This window comes from Stenotrophomonas sp. P5_A8, from assembly GCF_056400545.1.
Genome location: NZ_JBFULB010000060.1, coordinates 1 through 16,506, shown reverse-complemented (window position 1 = coordinate 16,506; position 16,506 = coordinate 1). Strand labels below are relative to the sequence as shown.

At 67.9% G+C, this 16,506-nt stretch carries 20 protein-coding genes; 10 read left to right on the top strand and 10 right to left on the bottom strand.

The window, feature by feature from the left end; translation table 11 throughout:
- Nucleotides 1–83 precede the first annotated feature (83 nt).
- Nucleotides 84–1,427 carry an Nramp family divalent metal transporter gene (locus tag AC1DQP_RS06740; protein ID WP_478051301.1) on the bottom strand — a complete coding sequence of 448 codons (1,344 nt, stop codon included), beginning with the start codon at nt 1,425–1,427 and terminating at the stop codon, nt 84–86.
- Nucleotides 1,428–1,573: 146 nt separating this feature from the next.
- Between AC1DQP_RS06740 and AC1DQP_RS06735 the strand changes: the two genes are divergently transcribed.
- Nucleotides 1,574–2,347 (top strand): hypothetical protein, encoded by a 774-nt coding sequence (locus AC1DQP_RS06735; protein ID WP_478051300.1) that lies wholly within the window; start codon nt 1,574–1,576, stop codon nt 2,345–2,347.
- Between the two features lie 149 nt (nt 2,348–2,496).
- Nucleotides 2,497–3,474 carry a zinc-binding dehydrogenase gene (locus AC1DQP_RS06730; protein WP_478051299.1) on the top strand — a complete coding sequence of 326 codons (978 nt, stop codon included), beginning with the start codon at nt 2,497–2,499 and terminating at the stop codon, nt 3,472–3,474.
- Between the two features lie 107 nt (nt 3,475–3,581).
- Here AC1DQP_RS06730 and AC1DQP_RS06725 read toward each other — a convergent pair whose 3' ends face one another.
- On the bottom strand, nt 3,582–4,475 hold the full coding sequence (locus tag AC1DQP_RS06725) for a LysR family transcriptional regulator (protein WP_457320131.1): 894 nt from the start codon (nt 4,473–4,475) through the stop codon (nt 3,582–3,584).
- A 222-nt stretch (nt 4,476–4,697) separates the two neighbouring features.
- Between AC1DQP_RS06725 and AC1DQP_RS06720 the strand changes: the two genes are divergently transcribed.
- The 3 genes from AC1DQP_RS06720 to AC1DQP_RS06710 all read left to right on the top strand — a co-directional run bounded on the left by AC1DQP_RS06720 (nt 4,698) and on the right by AC1DQP_RS06710 (nt 6,868).
- On the top strand, nt 4,698–5,162 hold the full coding sequence (locus tag AC1DQP_RS06720; protein WP_457320133.1) for a (R)-mandelonitrile lyase: 465 nt from the start codon (nt 4,698–4,700) through the stop codon (nt 5,160–5,162).
- 96 nt (nt 5,163–5,258) lie between these two features.
- Entirely contained in the window at nt 5,259–5,915 is a 657-nt protein-coding gene (locus tag AC1DQP_RS06715; protein ID WP_457320135.1) for an SDR family oxidoreductase, read from the top strand.
- Nucleotides 5,916–5,947: 32 nt separating this feature from the next.
- Nucleotides 5,948–6,868: a M14 family metallopeptidase gene (locus tag AC1DQP_RS06710; protein WP_457320137.1), complete on the top strand. Its 921-nt coding sequence runs from the start codon at nt 5,948–5,950 to the stop codon at nt 6,866–6,868.
- Between the two features lie 106 nt (nt 6,869–6,974).
- On the opposite strand, the gene AC1DQP_RS06705 is transcribed toward AC1DQP_RS06710, so the two are convergent.
- Nucleotides 6,975–7,835 carry a LysR family transcriptional regulator gene (locus tag AC1DQP_RS06705; RefSeq protein ID WP_478051298.1) on the bottom strand — a complete coding sequence of 287 codons (861 nt, stop codon included), beginning with the start codon at nt 7,833–7,835 and terminating at the stop codon, nt 6,975–6,977.
- A 243-nt stretch (nt 7,836–8,078) separates the two neighbouring features.
- On the opposite strand from AC1DQP_RS06705, the gene AC1DQP_RS06700 reads away from it, so the two are divergent.
- Together AC1DQP_RS06700 and AC1DQP_RS06695 are read left to right on the top strand one after the other, a co-directional pair.
- Entirely contained in the window at nt 8,079–8,450 is a 372-nt protein-coding gene (locus AC1DQP_RS06700) for a DMT family transporter (RefSeq protein WP_457320139.1), read from the top strand.
- Nucleotides 8,447–8,767 carry a DMT family transporter gene (locus AC1DQP_RS06695; protein ID WP_478051297.1) on the top strand — a complete coding sequence of 107 codons (321 nt, stop codon included), beginning with the start codon at nt 8,447–8,449 and terminating at the stop codon, nt 8,765–8,767. The genes AC1DQP_RS06700 and AC1DQP_RS06695 overlap by 4 nt, the downstream gene beginning before the upstream one ends.
- Before the next feature lie 7 nt (nt 8,768–8,774).
- Here AC1DQP_RS06695 and AC1DQP_RS06690 read toward each other — a convergent pair whose 3' ends face one another.
- Nucleotides 8,775–9,599: an isocitrate lyase/PEP mutase family protein gene (locus tag AC1DQP_RS06690; protein WP_457321875.1), complete on the bottom strand. Its 825-nt coding sequence runs from the start codon at nt 9,597–9,599 to the stop codon at nt 8,775–8,777.
- A gap of 54 nt (nt 9,600–9,653) precedes the next feature.
- Between AC1DQP_RS06690 and AC1DQP_RS06685 the strand changes: the two genes are divergently transcribed.
- Nucleotides 9,654–10,085 (top strand): EF-hand domain-containing protein, encoded by a 432-nt coding sequence (locus tag AC1DQP_RS06685; RefSeq protein WP_478051296.1) that lies wholly within the window; start codon nt 9,654–9,656, stop codon nt 10,083–10,085.
- A 10-nt stretch (nt 10,086–10,095) separates the two neighbouring features.
- On the opposite strand, the gene AC1DQP_RS06680 is transcribed toward AC1DQP_RS06685, so the two are convergent.
- From AC1DQP_RS06680 to AC1DQP_RS06670, 3 genes are all read right to left on the bottom strand, one after another.
- Nucleotides 10,096–11,244, bottom strand: a complete 1,149-nt coding sequence (locus AC1DQP_RS06680; RefSeq protein ID WP_478051295.1) for an MFS transporter — start codon at nt 11,242–11,244, stop codon at nt 10,096–10,098.
- Between the two features lie 11 nt (nt 11,245–11,255).
- The gene (locus AC1DQP_RS06675; protein ID WP_478051294.1) at nt 11,256–12,032 is read right to left on the bottom strand and encodes a DeoR/GlpR family DNA-binding transcription regulator; all 777 of its coding nucleotides are present in this window, start codon (nt 12,030–12,032) and stop codon (nt 11,256–11,258) included.
- Between the two features lie 163 nt (nt 12,033–12,195).
- A complete protein-coding gene (locus AC1DQP_RS06670; RefSeq protein ID WP_256774272.1) occupies nt 12,196–13,104 on the bottom strand; it encodes a LysR family transcriptional regulator in 909 nt (302 codons plus the stop codon).
- A 101-nt stretch (nt 13,105–13,205) separates the two neighbouring features.
- Here AC1DQP_RS06670 and AC1DQP_RS06665 point away from each other — a divergent pair, with 101 nt between their 5' ends.
- The gene (locus AC1DQP_RS06665; protein WP_478051293.1) at nt 13,206–13,967 is read left to right on the top strand and encodes an SDR family NAD(P)-dependent oxidoreductase; all 762 of its coding nucleotides are present in this window, start codon (nt 13,206–13,208) and stop codon (nt 13,965–13,967) included.
- 135 nt (nt 13,968–14,102) lie between these two features.
- On the top strand, nt 14,103–14,414 hold the full coding sequence (locus AC1DQP_RS06660) for a DUF3817 domain-containing protein (RefSeq protein WP_256774376.1): 312 nt from the start codon (nt 14,103–14,105) through the stop codon (nt 14,412–14,414).
- A gap of 217 nt (nt 14,415–14,631) precedes the next feature.
- Here AC1DQP_RS06660 and AC1DQP_RS06655 read toward each other — a convergent pair whose 3' ends face one another.
- Genes AC1DQP_RS06655 through AC1DQP_RS06645 form a run of 3 tightly spaced genes read right to left on the bottom strand, consistent with a single transcriptional unit; the run spans nt 14,632 to nt 16,471 of the window.
- Nucleotides 14,632–14,964 (bottom strand): thioredoxin family protein, encoded by a 333-nt coding sequence (locus AC1DQP_RS06655; RefSeq protein ID WP_478051292.1) that lies wholly within the window; start codon nt 14,962–14,964, stop codon nt 14,632–14,634.
- Nucleotides 14,936–15,418 carry a flavodoxin gene (locus AC1DQP_RS06650; protein ID WP_457322073.1) on the bottom strand — a complete coding sequence of 161 codons (483 nt, stop codon included), beginning with the start codon at nt 15,416–15,418 and terminating at the stop codon, nt 14,936–14,938. Before AC1DQP_RS06650 ends, AC1DQP_RS06655 begins: the two co-directional genes overlap by 29 nt.
- Before the next feature lie 12 nt (nt 15,419–15,430).
- Nucleotides 15,431–16,471 carry a ribonucleotide-diphosphate reductase subunit beta gene (locus AC1DQP_RS06645; RefSeq protein ID WP_256774276.1) on the bottom strand — a complete coding sequence of 347 codons (1,041 nt, stop codon included), beginning with the start codon at nt 16,469–16,471 and terminating at the stop codon, nt 15,431–15,433.
- Nucleotides 16,472–16,506: the final 35 nt, after the last annotated feature.

Below are 16,506 nucleotides of genomic sequence, written 5' to 3'. Positions count from 1 at the left end.
GCGCGATGGCCTGCGCCACGCGGCGGCTTGCCGGGCCAGCAGCCACCTGGACTGCCCGCGTTTCCGTGCGCTGCTGCGCGGGGTCAGGCCAGCGTATCCACCAACAACTTCACGTTGAGCACGATGATCACCGCCCCGATCAGCCACGCCAGTGCGATCAGCCAGCGCGGCGCCACCAGCGGCCCCATCTTGGCCTTGTCCGAGACCAGGCGCACCAGCGGCACCACCGCGAACGGCAACTGCATCGACAGCAGCACCTGGCTCAGCACCAACAGGCGCGCGGTGCCCTGTTCGCCATAGATCGCGGTAACGATCACCACCGGCACGATCGCGATGCCGCGGGTGATCAGACGCCGCGCCCAGGGCGGAATGCGCAGCCGCAGGAATCCTTCCATCACGATCTGCCCGGCCAGCGTGGCGGTGACCGTGGAATTGATGCCCGAGGCGAGCAGGGCGGCCGCAAACAGGGTGGACGCCAGCCCGACGCCCAGCATTGGCGCCAGCAGTTCGTAGGCCTGTTCGATCTCCTGCACATCGGTGCGTCCCTGCGCATGGAATACGGCAGCGGCGAGGATCAGGATCGATGCGTTGATGAACAACGCCAGCATCAAGGCAAGGGTGCTGTCGGTGACCGCCCAGCGCAGCGCGCTGCGACGGCCTTCCTCGGTGCGCGGGTAGGCGCGGGTCTGCACGATCGACGAGTGCAGGTACAGGTTGTGCGGCATCACCGTGGCCCCGATGATGCCGATGGCCAGGTACAGCGCATGCGGATGGGTGACCACTTCCGCGCGCGGAATGAAGCCGGCAAGCACGGCCTGCAGCGGTGGCGCCGCCAGTGCGATCTGGATCGCAAAGCAAGCGAAAATCACCAGCAGCAGCGCGATCACGAACGCCTCCAATGCCCGGAATCCCCGGTTCATCAGCCACAGCACCAGCACCACATCGATGGCGGTGATGATCGCCCCGGCCACGAGCGGGATGCCGAACAGCAGCTTCAGCGCGATGGCGGTGCCGATCACCTCGGCCAGGTCGCAGGCGATGATCGCGATCTCGCACAGCAGCCACAGGGTCAGGTTGACCGGTCTGGAATAGTGGTCGCGGCAGGCCTGGGCCAGGTCGCGCCCGGTGGCGATGCCCAGCCGCGCCGACAGCCCCTGCAACACGATGGCCATCAGGTTGGAGAGCAGGATCACCGACAGCAGGAGATAACCGAACTGCGCGCCGCCGGCGATGTCGGTGGCCCAGTTGCCCGGGTCCATGTAGCCCACCGAGACCATGTAACCCGGCCCGAGGAAGGCCAGCAGCCGAAACCACCAGTGCCCATCCTGCGGCACCGCGACGCTGGCGTTCATCTCGCCCAGGCTCGGGCTGTGCCCGCTGGAGGAGGGCCAGGCAGGCGCGGTGGGTGGGCGGCGTTGGATGTCCATGGACCGCAATATAGCAAAGGCTATCTTAGTAAGTGATTGCAATGACGGGCCGTTTGATGGTGCGATCCGGCCATGCGACCAGGGCGATGCCACCCCCTTAACCGTTAACCGCGTATCGTCACCGCTCTTTGAGTTGGAGTGGATGCATGCGTTGGATCGTGTTGTTGGCCGCCTTGGCCATGCCGGTGGTGTCGTGGTTTTCGCAATCCGGTGCGTTCGGCCCGAYCAACGGTGCGATTTCCGACCGTTATCCGACCCTGCTGGTCGCAGCGGGCTATGCGTTCGCGATCTGGGGCCTGATCTTCCTGTGGGACGTGGCGTTCGGGCTGTGGCAGCTGCGCCGCCGCAAGCCGGACCTGGTCGGCGTACGTGGCTGGGCGGCCACCGGCTTCGTGCTCACCGCGGTGTGGATGCCGGTGTTTTCCAACCAATGGTTCCTGTCGGCGCTGGCGATCATCTGGGCCGCCCTGGTGTGCCTGATTGTCGCGGCGGTCCGCGCGGCACCGCCGGAGGCCAGCGCCGGGCAGCGTGCGTGGGCGGCCTATCCGCTGGCATTGCATGCCGGCTGGTTGTCGATGGCGGCCTTCCTCAATACGGCGCAGGTGATCGTGGCCTACGAGTGGCTGCCGACCGCGGACATGTTCACCTGGAGCGTGGTGCTGCTGGCGGCGGCCACGCTGCTGGCGTGGTCGGTCAACCAGCGCCTGCGGGGTCATTTCGCCTATCCGGCCGCCGTGGTGTGGGCGCTGGTGGGTGTGTATGTGAAGCAGTCCGGCTGGCGCCTGCCCGGCGCCGATACGGTGTCGGTGCTGGCGCTGGCAGTGGCCGCGTTGCTGGTGCTGCAGACCCTGGTGCTGCGCGCACGCGCCTGGCGCCAGCCGCGCGCGGCGGTGGTGGCTGCGCATCGGCACCGCCGCTGAGGCGGGTCCCGCGACGCTTCCATGACGCGCCGCCGGGCACGCTCCGGTGACCGTCAACACCATAACGCCGAGCAATGCCCGGCAACCTTCTTCAACAACGTAGGGCCGGCCTTGCCCGGCAACCTAGATCCAGCAACAGGAGAAAACACATGCGCGCTGCATTGCATGAAACATTCGGTGATCCCACGGCGGTGCTGCACGGCGGCGACGCGGCAATGCCGCAGCCGGGCAAGGGCGAGGTGCGCATCCGCACCGTCCTGGCCACCATCCACAACCACGACCTGTGGACCGTGCGCGGGCAATACGGCTACAAGCCGACGCTGCCGGCCATTGGGGGCAGCGAAGCGACCGGCGTGATCGATGCGCTCGGCGAGGGCGTCGACGGCCTGAGCGTCGGGCAGCGGGTCAGTGCCGCCTCGGTGCATGGCACGTGGGCGGCGTATTTCGTGGCACCGGCAAAAATGGTGATTCCGATGCCCGAGGCGATCAACGACGAGACCGCCGCGCAGCTCATTGCGATGCCGTTGAGCGCGCTGATGCTGCTGGAGTTCCTGCAGGTCAAGCCGGGCCAGTGGATCCTGCAGAACGCAGCCAATGGCGCGGTCGGCAAGGCACTGGCGATGCTGGCCAAGGCGCGGGGCGTGCACTGCGTAAACCTAGTGCGGCGTGATGCGGGCGTGGCCGAGATGGACGCGTTGGGCATCGAGCACACCGTGTCGACTGCACAGTCGGACTGGATGGCGAAGGTGCAGGCCAAGACCGGCGACCAGCCCATCGTCGCGGCGGTGGATTCGGTTGGCGGCCGCGCCAGCAGCGAGTTGATGACCCTGCTCGGTGATGGCGGCACGCTGGTGTCCTTCGGGTCGATGACTGGCGAGCCGATGCAGCTCAACTCGGGCGATGTGATCTTCAAGCAGGCCACGGTGAAGGGCTTCTGGGGCAGCAAGGTCAGCCAGGCGATGGCGCCGGAAGACAAGCGCCGCCTGGTCGGCGAACTGCTGCAGCTGGCCGCACGCGGCGGGCTGAGCCTGCCGGTGGATGCGGTATTCGGCCTCGATGACGTGGCTGCCGCGGCCAAGGCCAGCCTGGAGCCGGGCCGCAACGGTAAGGTGCTGCTGCGCCCGTGAACCGCGCGTAGAGCCGACCGTTRGTCGGCTGTCACACCGTCACGGAACCCGACGGAGAGCAGCCGACCAACGGTCGGCTCTACGTGGCAGCCGACCAACGGTCGGCTCTACGGGTTGGCGCGCAGCGCCTGGATCACCACGCGCATCGCGCTGGAGGACTGCCGGCGGCTGGGGTAATAGGCGTAATACCCGTCGAACACATCGCACCAGTCCTCCATCACCCGCAGCAGGCGGCCGGCGCGCACGTGCTCCAGCACCATGTCCTCGGGCAGGTAGGCCAGCCCCGCGCCCGCCAACGTGGCGCGCAGCATCGCGCTGCTGCCGTTGAAGGTCCATTGGCCGGCCACGCGCACGTTGACCTCCTGGCCATCCTTCTGCAGGTCCCACACCATCAGCCCGCCGTGGGTGGGCAGGCGCAGGCCGATGCAGTCGTGCGCGCCCAGATCGTCCGGTGTCCGTGGCGCCACATGACCGGCGAAGTAGGTCGGGCTGGCCACGATCGCCATCCGCTGCGGCCCGCTGATCGGCACGGCGATCATGTCCTTGGCTACGCGCCCGCCCAGGCGGATGCCGATGTCGTAGCGCTGGGCCACGATGTCGGCCAGGCCGTAATCGACCGTGAGTTCGACCCGCAGGTCCGGGTAGTTGGGCAGCACCGCGCTCAGCCGCGGCCACACGATGCTGTTGGCGGCGTGTTCGGCGGTGGTGATGCGGATGGTGCCGGCGGGGTGGTCGCGGTAATCGGTGATCGCCACCAGCTCGGCCTCGATCTCCTGCATGCGGGGCGCGACCGTGTCGTACAGGCGCTCGCCAGCTTCGGTCATCGACACGCTGCGCGTGGTGCGGGTCAGGAGGCGCACGCCGAGACGTTCTTCCAGGCCGCGCATGGTGTGGCTCAGCGCAGACTGGGACACCCCGAGCTGGGCGGCCGCGCGGGTGAAGCTGCGCTCGCGCGCGACGGTGAGAAATACCTGCAGGTCGTTGAAGTTCTCTCGGGCCATGCAGGCGCTCCGGCGGGCGTGCGATTCACGTGCGGTCATGATGGGCGCGCACCACTGGTGAACGCAAGGCGTCACTGCTGGCGAATTGATGAGGAGGCCTCATGACAGCATGCCAGCTGCGCGGGGAAGTCCCTGGCCGTTGCGGGGCTAAAGTGGCACCTCCTGCCGCCGCCGTGCGAACACCCGCGCAGCGGATCCGCTTCCCGTCCTGAGGAGACTTCCATGGACCTGTTGAGTACCGCCCTGTTGTCGATGGCCGCCGTCGCCACGCCCGACGCGCAGGCCCCGATCCAGATCGCCCGCGCCGGCAGCACCGCCTCGGCCGCCGGCCCGGCCGACTACTTCACCGGCACGGTGCGCATCGATGCCCCGTTCCAGCGGCCCGCACCGGCGCGCGTGGGTGGTGCCACGGTCACCTTCGAGCCCGGCGCGCGGACCGCCTGGCATACCCATCCRCTCGGCCAGACCCTGATCGTCACCGCAGGCGTGGGCAGCGTGCAGGAGTGGGGCAAGCCGGTGCAGGAGATCCGCCCGGGCGACATCGTTTGGATCGCACCGGGGGTCAAGCACTGGCATGGGGCCAAGGCCGACGTGGCGATGACCCATATCGCCATCGCCGAGGCCGTGGACGGCTCGCCGGTGACCTGGATGGAGCAGGTCAGCGAGGCGCAGTACGCCGGCGGCTGACAGGGGCAGGCGTACTACGCGCGGACCGCCGCCGCACGGGTCGGTCACGCGCCGGTCGCTACCCTGTCCATCTCGATACATGACAGGAGCACGCCGTTGACCAAGGTCTTCATCGTAGGTGCCGCCGGCAAGGTCGGCCGCCATCTGGTCGAACAATTGGCCGCCCGTGGCCATCAGCCGCTGGCCATGCATCGCCGCGCCGAGCAGGCGGCGGAACTGACCGCACTGGGCGGCGTGCCGGTGCAGGGCGACCTGACCGGGATCGACGCCGCCACGCTGGCCACGCAGATGCGCGGGAGCGAGGTGGTGGTGTTCACTGCCGGCGCGGGTGGCGCGGGCATGGAGGTGACCAATGCCATCGACGGCCGTGGGCTGGAGCTGGCCGTGCAGGCCGCGCAGCAGGCCAACGTGAAACGCTTCCTGCTGGTGTCCGCATTCCCCGAAGCCGGGCGCGGCGAGGCACTGGGCGAGGGCTTCGAGAATTACATGACGGTCAAGAAGCGCGCCGATGTCTATCTGGCCGCCAGCGACCTGGACTGGGTGATCCTGCGCCCCGGCACGCTCAGCGACGCGCCCGGCACGGGGCGGGTGACCCTCGGCCCGGCCATCGCCTATGGCGACGTACCGCGCGAGGACGTCGCTGCCACCCTGGTCGGGTTGGTGGAGCATCCGGCGCTGCGTCATCGCATCATCGAACTCACCCAGGGCCATGTCCCGGTCGATGAAGCGCTGGATCGGCGTGGCGTAAAATGACCGGCCCGAACCGCAGTACAGACGAGCACGCCATGACCGACGCCCCGTTCTATCCCATCGGCACCCCCGGCCAGCCTTGGGGCGCCGATGAAAAGGCGCAATGGCGCGCCCGCCAGGTGCCGCAGCGTGTGTACGCCGATGACGTGCTGCCGCTGCTGGAGGCCCTGCGTAGGGACTTCGACGTCACCCAGTACGGCACGCTGGAGTACCCGCCGCACCAGTACCCGCTGTTTGCGGTGCGCAGCCGCGATTGGAACCCGCAGTTGCCCAGCGTGCTGGTCACCGGTGGCGTGCACGGCTACGAAACCAGCGGCGTGCAGGGCGCGCTGCAGTTCCTGGCCACCCGCGCCAAGGACTATGCCGGCCGCGTCAATGTGCTGGTCGTGCCCTGCGTGAGCCCATGGGGGTATGAGCGCGTCCAGCGCTGGAACGCCGATGCGATCGATCCCAACCGCGCGTTCGTGGCCAACAGCCCGGCGGCCGAATCGGCCGCACTGATGGCGCTGGTCGAACCGTTGCGTGACGGCATGCTCATGCACATCGACCTGCACGAAACCACCGACAGCGACGAAAGCGAGTTCCGCCCGGCGCTGGCCGCGCGCGACGGCAAGCCGTTCGAGCCGGGCCTGATCCCGGATGGCTTCTATCTGGTGGACGACAGCGAAAACCCGCAGCCCGCGTTCCAGACCGCGGTCAACGCGGCGGTGGAGCAGGTGACCCACATCGCCCCGGCCGACGACCGCAACGAAATCATCGGCTCGCCGGTGGTCGCCCCCGGCGTGATCGAGTACCCGCTGAAGAGGCTCGGCCTGTGCGCCAGCATCACCGGCGCGACATACACCACCACCACCGAGGTCTACCCGGACAGTCCGCGTGCCACCCCGCAGCAGTGCAACGACGCGCAGGTGGCGGCGGTGTGCGCGGCAATCGACTACGCGTTGGCGCATCGCTGAGGCAGGCTTGGGGCCTGCAACAGGCGACGCGTCCCGACGCCCCCTGCTGCCTCCGGCGATGGTCAGCGAGGCTGCCGGATGCCTCGATTGATGGAGGCATCATCCTTCACGTCGGCAGCAGAAACTGATCCAGCAGCCACAGCGCCGCCGGGCCGAGCGGGGTATCGCGCGACCACACCGCATCGGCACCGATCAGGCGCGGCCAGCCCGGCAGGGGCAGTTCCACCAGTTGGTCGCGGCCATAGCGGCTGACCAGGTCGCGCGGCAGCTCGGCCCAGCCGAAGCAGTCTTCGGCCATTTCCAGCACCATCAGGTAGTCCGAGGCCGCCCAGATGCGCCCACGTGCGTGGCCACTGCACCGCGCATCGCCGCTCAGGCAGATCTGGCGATGCCCGGCCAGATGCGATTCGTCCGGCGTGGCGATCCGGGTCAGCGGATGGTCGCGCGCCACGAATACCGCCATTTCCGCGCGCAGTGGCAGCGACCGCACCGCCAGCGCGGATGGATACTGCGCCTGCTGCGGTACCAGCCCGAGCTGGGCGCGGCCACGTTCCACCACGTCGAGGACGTCGTCGCCTTCGGCATCCAGCCACTCCAGCTCGATGTCCGGGAAGCGCTGCTCGAACCGGCGCAGCAGGTGCTGGTCGGGGTTGAGCTGATAGATGTCGGAGAACACCAGGGTAAGGCGTGGCTCGACCGCGTCGCCCAGGCGGATGCTGAGGTGCTCCAGGCGCTCGGCGGCGGCGAGGATCTCCTGCACGTGGCCGAGCACCTTGCGGCCATCCTCGGTCAGCTGCGGGTAGCGACTGGTGCGGTCGAACAGGGTCAGGCCGAGGTCGGCCTCCAGCGTGGCGATGCCGGTGCTGATGGTGGACTGGGTCTTCTTGAGGCGCCGCGCAGCGGCTGAGAACGAGCCCAGGGCGGCGGCTTCGACGAACGCGCGTAGGGATTCCGGGCTGTAGCGCATGGACGTATCGCCTGTATCGATGGATTCCATCTTTGGACTGATGGAATTGACGATGATACTGATCGCGTCATTGGGCCGCCATTGCCTGACCGTTTGTACCGGGCAACGGTCGGCACCCACCAGCCCATCCACGGCCGGTGCCTGCAGGCGCGCCACCGACGCACGCGTATCCGCCACCCTGGCAGATGCCCCGGTACCCGGCCCTTCGTCGGTGCGCGCCGGCCCAACATCAAGGAGCTTTCCATGCACACACACGTGCATTCGCAACCCCGTGCCCGTGGCGGTCTGATCGCCTGGGCCTGCCTGACCCTCGCGGTCGTCGCCGAAGTGGTCGGCACCTCGTTCATGGCCGACGCGGCGCGCCATGGCGGTTACCTCGGCTATGCGGTGATGGCCGTGGCGCTGGCCATTTCGTACTACTTCCTGGCGCTGTCGGTGCGCGGCATCGCGGTCGGGGTGGCTTATGCGGTCTGGGAAGGCCTTGGCCTGACCCTGTTGACGCTGGTCGGCATCGTCGTGTTCAAGGAGAGCCTCTCGGTGCAGCAGATGGTCGGCCTGCTGATGGCCGCCGCGGGTATCGTCTGCGTCACCCTGGGCGAAGCACACACGCCATGAACCTCACCGCCTTTCTTTTCGTGCTGTGCTCGGCAGTGATCGACATCGCCGCCAACATGATGGTCGCCAAGTCCGATGGCTTCCGTAAGCCGGCGTGGGGTGTCGCTGCGATCTTGCTGGTGTGGATCGCCTTCGCGCTGCTCGGCCAGGCGCTGAAGACGATGGACCTGGCCACCGCCTATGCGATGTGGGGTGCGGTCGGGGTGATCGGCACGGCGATCTGCGGGCGCGTGCTGTTCGGCAACCGGCTGCGCCCGATCGGCTGGGTGGGCATTGCGCTGGTCACCGGCGCGGTGGTGGTGCTGTCCAGCCACTGAAGTGCGCTCAGCGGAACAGTTGGTTCAAGGTGGCCCCGGATGCCGCATCGGCGAATCCGTCGAAGCGGCCTTCGTCCATCAGCAGTTGCGAGGCGCGCATCATCCCGCCCCAGGCGACCCGTGCCATCGCGCCACCGACGCTGACCCGGCGCACACCCATTGCGGCGATGTCCTGCAGGGTGAACGGTACGGCGGCGCCGACCAGCAGATTGACCGGCTGCGGCGCCACGGCGTTGACCACCGCTTCGATCTGTTCGCGGGTGCTGATGCCGGGTGCGTAGAGACAGTCCGCGCCCGCGTCGGCATACGCGCGTAGCCGGGTGATCGCATCGTCCAGGTCGGGGCGGCCGACGAAGAAGTTTTCGGCGCGGCCGATCAGCAGCACATCTTCACCGGACTGGTCGATCGCCCGGCGTGCCGCGCGTACCCGTGCCACCGCGTCCTCCAGCGTGCGCAGCGGATGGGCCGGGTCTGGCCCGGCATCTTCGATGGAGATACCCGCCACCCCGGTGGCAATGGCGCGGGTGACGTTGCTGCCGACCTCATCCAGCGTGCCGAAGCCGTCGCCGAAATCGGCATTCAGCGGCAGCGGCGTGGCGGCGGCAAGGGTGTGCAGGTGGGCGAGCGTTTCATCCAGCGACACCGTGCCATCGGCCTGCGCCTGGCTCCAGGCATGGCCGGAACTGGTCGAAGCCACTGCCTGGAAGCCCAGGCTGTGCAGGTAGCGTGCGCTGCCCGGATCCCACGGGTTGGGCAATACGAAGCAGCCGTCGTCATGCAGCGCACGGAAGGCCGCGCGGCGCGGGCGGGGATCGAAGGACGGTGCGGTCATGGCGCGTATCCGGCAGGCGGTGAGCCGATGGTAACGCCACCGTTGGTCAGCCCCGTGCTGATCCACGCGGCCGTGCTGGTCGCCGTGTTAAGCCGCCGTGGGAATGCCCGGCGCTGCGTTCACGCCCAACGACTGGCGGGCAGGTCCAGCCTTGCGCAGGCGCCGGATCATCCGTCGCCACGACCTGGGAGAACACTGATGAACCGGATGGCACAAAGATCGCGCTGGCTGCTGACGATGCTGCTGTTGGYAGGCATCGCCGCGAACGCCGCTGCCGCGCCGACAGCCAGGGCGCCCGCGCCGCTGCCTGCGTTCGAGGCGCTGGACAAGGACAAGGACGGCATCGTTACCCTGCCGGAGGTGAATGTGTATCCCGATGCCATTGCCGCGCGCCTGCGCAAGTGCGACGCCGACAAGGACATGAGGATCAGCCGCGACGAGTACGCCAAGTGCGAGCACGCCGCCCATGCTGCCGGCGCCAAGTGACACCGTTGGCTCAGGCCTTCACCCAGCGCGCCACCAGCCCGATCAGCAACAGCGCAGCGGCGACCAGGCAGAACGCGAATACCAGGCTGCTGCCGTGGGCGACGAAGCCGATCAGCGCCGGTCCGGCCAGTACGCCGGCATAGCCGAGCGTGGTGATGGCCGGAATCGCCAGGCTTTCGGGCATGGCTTTCTGGTTGCCGGCCATCGAGAACAGCGCCGGCACGATGTTGGCGCAGCCCAGGCCGATCAGCGCGTAGCCGAGCAGCGCCAGTGGCAGTGCCGGGGCAAAGGTGACCAGCGCGAAACCGCCGGCGGCGACCAGGCTGCCCAGCAGGATCGCGCGGTGCCGTCCCAGCCGTGCCACCACGCCATCGCCGACCAGCCGCGTTACCGTCATCGCGATGGCGAAGGTCATGAAACCCAGCCCGGCACGCGCGGGGTCGACCTGCTGCACTTCATGCAGGAATACCGCGCTCCAGTCCAGCATCGCGCCTTCTGCCAGGAAGGCGACAAAGCACAGCACGCCGATGCCCAGCACCACGCCACGCGGCACGGCAAACACCGGCGCGCCCGACGGCGCCTTGTCATTGCGCCAGAACGGCAGCGAGACGCCCAGCAGCGCCGCCATCACCGCCGACCCCAGCAGGCATACCAGCCACGGCGGCAGATGCAGGGCCAGCAGCGCGGTCATCGCCGCCGCGCCGACGGCGCCGCCGATGCTGTAGAAGGCATGGAAGCCGGACATCATCGGCCGCCCACTGTCCCGCTCGACCATCACCGCCTGGATGTTCATGGTGCAGTCGCAGGCCCCCACGCCGGCGCCGAACACGAACAAGGCCAGACCCAGCGTCCATGGCGAGGGCGCGATGGCCAGCAGCGGCAGGCTGGCAATCACCATGATGAGGGTGGCGATCATCACCGCGCGGCAGCCATGGCGTGCGGCGAACATGCCGGCCAGCGGCATCGACAGCAGCGAGCCGGCGCCCAGGCACAGCAGCACCAGGCCAAGCGAGCCTTCATCCAGGCCGGTGCGGGATTTGGCGAAGGGCACCAGCGGCGCCCACGCGGCGGTGGCGAAACCGGGCAGGAAGAAGGCGGCGCGGGTGGCGTGCTGTTCGGTGCGTGTGCCGACGAGCGTGGAACGTGCAAGCGTGGACATCGGGAGCGGGCTCACTCTGCGCGGGCGTGGTGGAGATCGACGCCGCGACGCGCGAACGCCTCGGCCTGGGCCGACGGTGCGTCGGCTTCGAGCACCAGGATGTCGATCTGCTCGACCCCGCCGATGCGATGCGCGGCCTGTGCCCCGAGTTTTTCGTTACTGGCCACCACCACGCAGCGGCTGCTCGCGGCAAGCATCGCGCGCTTGAGCGCAGCCTCTTCGCCGTCCACGGCCCAGATCCCGGCTTCTGCATCCACTGCGCAGGTTCCGATGAAACACACGTCCACCCGCAACGCGGCGATCGCTTCCAGCGCCTGTGCACCGACGGCCGCGCCGATACGCCGGTCCAGCCGGCCGCCGATCAGGCTGACCTCAATACCGTTGCGTGCCATCAGCAGCACCGCGATATCCGGTGCGTTGGTGATCACCCGGATGCCGTGCTGGTCGGGCAGGCAGGCGGCGATGGCGCTGTTGGTGGAACCGGCGTCGAGCAGCACCAGCTCGCCCGGGCGGACATGCGCGGCGGCGGCACGCGCGAGGGCCTGCTTCTGTTCGCGTTGCTGGGCATGGCGGTCGGCCAGTGGCGGGAACGCCGGTGCGGCGGGCAGGGCGCCGCCGTACACCTTGCGACACAGGCCCTGGCTGGCCAGATCACGCAGGTCGCGGCGGATCGAGTCTTCCGACACGCCCATCTGCACGGCCAGCGGCGCGGAGAACACGCGGCCTTGTTCGCGCAGCAGGCGCAGGATGGTCTGTTGGCGTTCGCCGGGCAGGGCTTCGGGGGTCATGGAACGACTCGCGGGAAATGAAACGTGCAGGGAAGATTGTTCAAACCGGCGAAAACGGGCATCGTTCGTTGCGCAGAGGACTGAGTATACGGAAACGTGCGCGATAATGCGTACAAACGTGCATTCTATCGTGCATGAATGTTCACGCCCGTCCGCCGTTGCGCTAGTCCTCCCGCGACAGTTCCGGCTGGATCACCCCGGCCACCCAGTCCATGAATGCAGTCACCCGTTGTGGCAAGTGGCGGCGCTGCGCGTACAGCAACGTCACCGGCATCGGCTCGGCGGCCAGCTGCGGCAGCACTTCCACCAGTGTGCCGGCGGCCAGCGCCTGGCGCACCCCGAGACGTGGCACCTGGATGATGCCCAGCCCGGCCAGCGCGGCGGCGCTGTAGCCCTCGCCGCTGTTGACGGTGATCGGACCGCGCATCGGCAGGTTCCGGTAGCCGGCACCGTCGGGATACTCGAAGCCCGGCGAGCGTTGGCCGAGCGTGCCGACGTAGTGGATCAAGGCGTGATCGGCCAGGTCTGCCAGTTCGCGTGGGGTGCCGTGCGTGGCCAGATACGCCGGGCTGGCGCAGTTGACGATCCGCATCAGGCCCAGCGGGCGGGCGACGAGCGTGTTGTCGTCCAGGCTGCCCACCCGCAGCACGCAGTCGAAGCCCTCGCGGACCAGATCGACGCGGCGGTCGGTGCCGCTCAGTTCGATCTCCAGGCCGGGATGCAGGGCCAGGAAACCGGGCAGGTGCGGGATCACCAGCTGCCGGGCCAGGCCGCTGGACATGTCCACCCGCAGCCGCCCTTTGAGCTGGCTGGTGTCGCGGCGGAACATGCCCTGCAGCTCTTCCATGTCGTCGAGCAGGTCGCGGGCGCGCTGCTGGAACTGCGCGCCGTCGGCGCTGAGCTGGACGCGGCGGGTGGTCCGGTGCAGCAGCTGCACGCCCACCTCGGCCTCCAGCCGCTGCACCGCCAGCGACACGCTGGCCTTGGGCAGGCCGAGGCTGTCGGCGGCGCCGGTGAACGAGCCGAGTTCGGCGACGCGCAGGAAGCTGCGCAGCTGGTCGAGGCGGTCCATGGATTGTTATCCAATATTGAACAGTCAAATCAGGATCGCGTGATTTATGTGGCCCTGCAAGATCAATAGGCTGTACCCACCCCCAACGCTGGAGAATCCACATGAGCAGCTCGCCCCGTATCGTCCTCATCACCGGCGGTAGCCGTGGCCTGGGCCGCAATGCCGCCCTGGCCCTGGCCGCCGACGGCGCGGACATCGTGTTGACCTACCGCAACCAKGCCGATGCCGCGCAGCAGGTGGTGGCGCAGATCGAGGCGCTGGGCCGGCGCGCGGTGGCCTTGCCGCTGGATGTGGCCGACAGCGGCAGCTTTGGCGCGTTCGCCGACCAGGTGCGGCAGACCCTGCAGACCCTCGGCGCCCGCCATCTGCAGGGCCTGCTCAACAATGCCGGCGAAGGTCTGTATGCGAGCATCGCCGACACCACGCCGGAACAGTTCGACCACGCGGTGGCGGTACACCTGAAGGGGCCGTACTTCCTGACCCAGGCGCTGCTGCCGTTGATCGCCGATGGCGGGCGCATCCTCAATGTCTCCAGCGGATTGGCGCGCTTCTCGCTGCCGGGCAGTTCGGCCTACGCGATGATGAAGGGCGGCATCGAGGTGTTCACCCGCTACCTGGCCAAGGAGCTGGGCGCGCGTGGCATCAGCGCCAACACGCTGGCACCGGGCGCGATCGCCACCGACTTCGGCGGCGGTCGGGTGCGCGACGACGAACACGTCAACGGCATGGTTGCCTCGATCACGGCGTTGGGGCGTGCCGGTCAGCCGGAGGACATCGGCCCGGTAGCGGCGGCGCTGTTGTCGCCGAGCACCGGCTGGATCAATGCACAGCGGGTGGAGGCGTCCGGCGGCATGTTCGTCTGAAGGATGCGGGCGTGCGCGTTGCGTGCGCCCGTTTTCGTTGCGGTGGTTCTGCAAACGGGTCGCATTCGCAGTTCGCGGCTATCATGGGCATTCTGTCCGTGCCGAGCCGAGTCTGATTTGAACGCTCCTCTTCCGATGCGCCCGATGGGCCGTGTATTTGCCACCGTCGCCTTCATCGAAGCATTGACCTGGGCCGGGCTGCTGATCGGTATGTACTTCAAGTACCACGCCGCCGACCCGACCCCGGTCGGCGTCCGCGTGTTCGGTCCACTGCATGGGTTTGCCTTCATGGCTTACGTCGTGGTGACGGTGCTGGCCGCGGTGCGGCTGCGGTGGCCATGGTGGGCGGCGGGCCTGGCAGTGCTGGCCGCGGTGCCGCCGTTGGTGACGCTGCCGCTGGAATGGTGGTTCAAGCGGCGCGGGTTGTTGAGCCGTCGCCCGGCCTGATGCTGGTCCCCGGCGCCGGCTTGGGGCGAACCTTGGTCGACTGCACGCATCGGGTCACCCTGCGGTGGCGACATGACGGGGGGCGCAGACCGGTTTGCTGATCGCAGGCGCGGACTGCGTTCGTGGGTCCTGCGTGCAATGCGCGTTGCGCCGGTATCGGCGGTGGTTTGGGAACCGACCGTGCCGGTGATTGGACGGGCGGCCACCTTCTCCTGTCTCAGGAGGGCATCACCGACGCCAACGCCTCGCCGATCTTTCCGGGGGACTGATAGCCGGCCAGCCGTGCGACTTCACGCCCGCCACGGATCAGCAGCAACGTCGGTGTCTGGCGCAGGCCGAGGCTGCGGAAGAACACTTCGCCGATGGTTTCCAGCTTCACCTTGAGCAGCACGACACCCGCCGCGCGGGGCGAACCGGCGACGCTGGCCAGCGACATGTCCAGCATCCGGCAGCCCGGGCAGTCGTCCTTGTGAAAATCGACCAGCAGAACAGGATGTTCGCGCAGGGCGGCACGGTAGTCGTCAGCGGTGGTGGCGTGCAGGGTCAGCATTGGAAGGCGTCTCGAAATGGGCCAGCACACGGTCGGCCCAGCGGTGAATGGTCTGGGTGTCGTCGCTGCCGTGCGGCATCTGCTCGATCTCCAGCACCGGAAGTGGCGAGCCGAAAAAACGGGCCAGCCGGTGCGCGGCGCCACAGTAGAACTCCAGGCCCCACTGGGTTTCCCCGGTACCGAACACCGCCACGGTTTCGCCGGGCGGCAGCCCCGGTCCGTCGCGCAGCGTGGCCACGAACTGCTTCATCTCGGCAGGCGTGCGGCCGGCGTTGTCAGTCCAGCAGCCCAGCAGCAACCCCGCATGCGGCTGGGCAAGGGCATCGTCCACCGGGTCGCTGTCCACGTCCAGGCAGCGCACCGCATGACCTCGCTCGGTGCAGTAAGCAGCCAGCAGCCGCGCCACTTCACGGGTGTTGCCGCTCAACGATGCATAGGCAAGCAGGAGGTTCATGGCCGCGCGTTCCTACAGATCGTCGAAGCCGTTGTCCGCATTGGTCTTTTTGTAGCTGGCGTTGCGCATCTCGAAGAAGTCGGTCTTGGTTTCGGTGAAGTTGTCGGCGTAGGCCTTGATCCACGGCATCACGTTGACGCTGGTATCGCTGTAGAGCTTCTCGATGCCGAGCATGCCGGCCATCTTGTTGGCGCGGTATTTCACGTAGCGGATCATCTCGTCCACGTCGATGCCGTCGATGCCGTCCAGCACCTCACCGGTCCAGCGGGTCTCCAGCGCGATGGCATGCTCGAAGGCGTCGTGCACGTAGGCGGTGAGTTGATCGCCCTGCAGCTGCGGGTTCTCGCCGATGATGGCGCGGATCAACTCGCTGATGAACTTGGTATGGGCCAGTTCGTCGCGGTTGATGAAGCTGATGATCTTGCCGGTGCCGGTCATGCGGTTCTGCCGCACCAGGTTGTAGAAGAACGCGAAGCCCGAATAGAAATTGATGCCTTCCAGGATCGAGGACTGGATCAGCGAGCGGATGAGCGTTTCGGCGGTCTTCTCGCGCATGAAGTCGTCATAGGACTGCATGATCGGCTGGTTGCGCGCCTGGATGGTGGGGTGGGTGCGTGCGATCTCGAAGACCCGGTTCTGGTCGGCCAGCCCGGCGATGGAGGCCAGCACGTAGCTGTAGCTCTCGTTGTGGATCACCTCCTGCTGGCCGATGATCGCCGCATTGGCGTGCGCGGCCGGGTCGGTGATGTATTCGGCGACGTTGTAGATGAAGCGGGTCTGCGGCGAATCCAGCGTGGCCAGCAGGCCGATGATGGAATCGTAGGCGTTCTTTTCGCGCGCGCTGAGCTCGCCGTACCCGCGCGCGTCACCCTTCATGTCGACTTCGTCGGGGATCCAGAAGTTGGTCGACAGCTCTTTGTACGCCCGGTAGAAGGACGGGTAGGGGATGTCGTTCCAGTTGAGGATGCCGCTGGTGCGGCCGTTGATGATGCCGGTGGAGCGGTTGGGGTGGCGCGGTTCGAGGATCTTGATGCGTTCGAGCGGTGTTGCCATGGGGGTGTCCTGGTTGTCGGTTACGTGCGTTTGCC